Origin of the sequence: Falsiroseomonas oryzae (assembly GCF_027856955.1) — a bacterium.
Lineage (GTDB): Bacteria > Pseudomonadota > Alphaproteobacteria > Acetobacterales > Acetobacteraceae > Falsiroseomonas > Falsiroseomonas oryzae.
Genome location: NZ_JAPSMD010000802.1, coordinates 1 through 1299 on the forward strand (window position 1 = coordinate 1; position 1299 = coordinate 1299).

The 1299-nt window shown below is 73.7% G+C and carries 2 protein-coding genes; both read left to right on the forward strand.

From position 1 onward, the window contains the following. On the forward strand, positions 1 to 278 hold a 278-nt coding region (locus OZN99_RS31810; RefSeq protein ID WP_270939187.1), incomplete at its 5' end, for a helix-turn-helix domain-containing protein. Positions 279 to 281: 3 nt separating this feature from the next. Further along, a partial coding sequence (locus OZN99_RS31815; protein WP_270939188.1) for an FHIPEP family type III secretion protein occupies positions 282 to 1299 on the forward strand: 1018 nt, incomplete at its 3' end.

Consider the following 1299-nt stretch of genomic DNA (forward strand, 5'->3'; position numbering starts at 1 on the left):
GCGCGAGCGAGCCGGCCGGCGAGGCGGCGCCGCAGGCCAAGCTGCAGCCCGCGCCCGCCGGCCGCGTCGCCGCCCTGGTCGGCCGGCGGATGGAGGAGGTCGAGCGCGACCTGATCCTGGAGACGCTCGCCCACTGCCTGGGCAATCGCACGCGCGCAGCGGAGATCCTCGGCATCTCGATCCGCACGCTGCGCAACAAGCTGCAGGAGTACCGCGCGGCGGGGCTTCCCGTTCCGCCGGCGCCGGGGCAGGCGCCCCTCCCGCTGCCGGCCGGATAGCGCATGCGCACCCTGGTCCTGCCGCACTGGGTCGGGCTGGCGAAGCCCTCGGGCGATGTCGCGCTCGGGCTCGGCGTGGTGCTGCTCGTCGCCGTGCTGGTCGTGCCGCTGCCCTCCTGGCTGCTGGATGCGGGGCTGGCGCTGTCCATCACCTCCTCCGTGCTGGTGCTGATGGTCGCGCTGTTCATGCAGCGGCCGCTGGACTTCACCGCCTTCCCCACCGTGCTGCTGCTGACCACGCTGCTGCGCCTGGCGCTGAACGTCGCGACCACGCGCGCCATCCTCACCTCCGGGCACGAGGGCCCGGATGCCGCCGGCGCTGTCATCTCCGCCTTCGGCAGCTTCCTCATGGGCGGCGACGTGCTGGTCGGGCTGATCGTCTTCGCCATCCTGCTGGTCGTGAATTTCGTCGTCGTCACCAAGGGCTCCGGCCGCATCGCGGAGGTCGCGGCGCGCTTCAGCCTGGATGCCATGCCGGGCAAGCAGATGGCGATCGACGCCGACCTCTCCGCCGGCATCGTGACCGAGGCCGAGGCCCGCCGCCGCCGCAAGGAGCTGGAGGAGGAGAGCGCCTTCTACGGCGCCATGGACGGTGCCGCGAAGTTCGTGCGCGGCGACGCCATCGCCGGCCTGGTCACCACGCTGATCAACCTGCTGGCCGGCATCGCCATCGGCGCACTGCGCCACGGCATGCCCTTCGGCGAGGCTGTGACGACCTTCTCCTTCCTGACGGTCGGCGACGGGCTGGTCGGGCAGATCCCGGCGCTGCTGGTCTCGGTTGCGGCCGGCATCGTGGTGACCAAGGGCGGCGTCGATGGCCGCGCCGACCAGGCGTTGGCGCTGCAGCTCGGCGGACCGAAGCCGCTGGCGCTGGCCGCCGGCGCATCGGGCTTCATGGCGGTGCTGCCCGGCATGCCGGCGCTGCCCTTCCTGGTGCTGGCCGGTGGCGCCGCCTGGCTGGCGCGCGAGCAGTGGCGCGCCGAGAAACGCCGCGAGGCGGAGGCCGCCGCGCCGCCGCCCG